This is a genomic window from Alicycliphilus sp. T452 (assembly GCF_054512775.1).
Genome location: NZ_JBTNEH010000075.1, coordinates 1 through 852, shown reverse-complemented (window position 1 = coordinate 852; position 852 = coordinate 1). Strand labels below are relative to the sequence as shown.

The 852-nt window shown below is 58.9% G+C and carries 1 protein-coding gene; it reads right to left on the bottom strand.

Features of this window, described 5'->3' with window-relative positions; genetic code table 11:
- Window positions 1-12: 12 nt before the first annotated feature.
- Window positions 13-805, bottom strand: a protein-coding gene (locus tag ACX12L_RS22965) for an IS5 family transposase (protein ID WP_459264576.1) whose coding sequence is annotated in 2 segments (ribosomal slippage) — window positions 13-547 and window positions 546-805 — 795 coding nt in all. Because the reading frame shifts where the segments join, the coding sequence is not laid out codon by codon here.
- Between the last annotated feature and the right edge of the window lie 47 nt (window positions 806-852).

Genomic DNA, 852 nt, shown 5'->3' with positions numbered 1-852 from the left:
CTAAGAGCCTGTTCAAAGTCTTTTGAGCAGTAGAGCCAAGAACGCCAAGTGGATGAACTGCAGGCTGGTGTTGAGCCGTCTCTCGCAGTTCTTCCACAACCGCCTGTTCTTCTCCAGCCACGCGAAACTGCGCTCGACCACCCAGCGCTGGGGCATCACCTTGAACGTATGCAGTTCACTGCGCTTGGCAATTTGCACGCTGACGTGTCCGCCCAGAATGTCTTGGACGCCCTGGGCGAACGGTTTACCCACATAGCCGCTGTCACACAGCAGACCTTGCACCCGGCCCAAAGCAGGTGTGCAGCGCTGCAGTGCCTGTAGCGCCCCTTTGCGATCTGTCACTTCTGCCGTGGTCACCTCAATGGCATGCGGCAGCCCTTGGGTGTCCACTGCAATGTGGCGCTTGATGCCCGAGACCTTCTTGCCCGCGTCATAGCCCTTCGAAGCCGCCGTGTCCGTGTTCTTCACGCTCTGCGCGTCCACTATCAAGAACGCGCTTGAGGCGTTGCGCCCCAGTCTCTCGCGGGCCACGCCAACCTGATTTTTTTAAGGCCTGCTCCAGCAGGCTACCGCCTTCGCGCGGCTCGCTCCAGATGGCAAAGTACGCATGCACCGTGCGCCACTTGGGAAAATCCTCGGGCAGCATGCGCCACTGGCAACCGCTTCTGAGCAGGTACAGCACTGCACAGAACACCTCGTAAAGTTCCACTCTGCGCGGCGCAGTCTTCCTGCGCGCGCTCTCCAAGAGTGGCTTGATGGTCTCGAATTGTTCGCGACTGATGTCGCTCGGATAGTTCTTTCTCACTCCCCGAGATTCTCATACCCTCGGGGAGACTTTGAACAGGCTCTAAG